The sequence below is a fragment of the Streptomyces sp. NRRL S-920 genome (assembly GCF_000717945.1).
Lineage (GTDB): Bacteria > Actinomycetota > Actinomycetes > Streptomycetales > Streptomycetaceae > Streptomyces > Streptomyces alboniger.
The window spans coordinates 1-1,002 of the sequence record NZ_JODF01000153.1 but is presented as its reverse complement, the minus strand read 5'-3'; the positions used below and the strand labels follow the sequence as shown (position 1 = coordinate 1,002).

Below are 1,002 nucleotides of genomic sequence, written 5' to 3'. Positions count from 1 at the left end.
CTCCGCGTCAGCCACGCCTTCCACTCCCCCCGCATGGAACCCATGCTGGACGAATTCCGCACCATCGCCTCCGGACTTACGTACGGGACTCCGAGCATCCCCGTCGTCTCCAACCTCACCGGCACACTCGCCACCCCCGAAGACCTCTGCACCGCCGACTACTGGGTCCGCCACGTCCGCCAAGCCGTCCGCTTCGCCGACGGCATCACGTACCTCGCCGAGCAGGGCGTCACGTCCTTCATCGAGCTGGGCCCCGACGGAACCCTCTCCGCCATGGCCCAGGAGACCCTCACCGACGCCGACACCGCGGCCTTTACCCCCGTACTCCGCAAGAACCGCCCCGAACCCGACACCTTCACCCAGGCCGTCACCCAAGCCCACATACGCGGACGGGATCTCGACTGGGACGGCGTCTTCGCAGGCCGGGGTGCGCAGCGCGTCGATCTTCCGACCTACGCCTTCCAGCACGAGCGCTACTGGCTGGACATGCCGGCCCCCGGTGGGGACACCGTCCTCGTCCCCGGGACCGGGCTGGTCGAGCTGGCGATCCACGCCGGTGACCAGGTCGGCTGCGGGTCCCTGGAGGAGCTGACGCTCCAGGCGCCGCTCGTCCTGCCCGAGCACGGGGGTGTCGCGCTGCGCGTCGCGGTGGAGGCCGCCGACGAGGGGGGTCGCCGGTCCGTCGCCATCTATTCGCGCCGCGACGACGCCGAGCCCGACACCCCATGGACCCTTCACGCGGTCGGCTCGCTCAACGACACCGCGCCGGTCGCCTCGCCCGAGCTGTCGGTGTGGCCGCCGAAGGGCGCCGAGGCCGTTGAACTCGACGGCCTGTACGCCGATTTGGCGGCGGTCGGTCTCTCGTACGGGCCGGTGTTCCAGGGCCTGCGTGCCGCCTGGCGCCTCGGTGACGACGTCTACGCCGAGGTCGCCCTCCCCGAAGGCACCTCCACCGACGGCTTCGGACTGCACCCCGCACTCCTGGACGCCGCCCTGCACGCC

1 protein-coding gene is annotated in these 1,002 nt (G+C 71.4%); it reads left to right on the top strand.

What is annotated here, in order from left to right; translation table 11 throughout:
- Window positions 1-1,002: polyketide synthase dehydratase domain-containing protein (locus IG54_RS0137290; protein ID WP_037898480.1), on the top strand; the 1,002-nt coding region annotated here is incomplete at both ends.